Annotated in this window: 1 pseudogene; it reads right to left on the bottom strand. The window is 41.1% G+C overall.

The features are described from left to right. Positions 1-209: pseudogene (locus ACTYBU_RS22570) on the bottom strand (IS4 family transposase); the annotation flags it as partial.

Below are 209 nucleotides of genomic sequence, written 5' to 3'. Positions count from 1 at the left end.
ATAAATAAAAAAGTCGATGGAAGGGTATCCTCGGTCAAAAAGAAATAGGTCGTTGTTGGAACGCAGTTCCTTATAACTATCCATCAGTTTCACCGCCACGGAACGCTCGCCATCCGTACATTTCGAAATGAATGCTTTCACAATTAGATTATTTTCTATATCATAGATACAGGATGCCATTGCCCGTGCAAGTTCTATGGACGAACCCT

This window comes from Niallia sp. 03133, assembly GCF_052663225.1.
The sequence above is the reverse complement of the archived record's forward strand: the minus strand, read 5'-3'. Positions and strand labels throughout refer to the sequence as shown.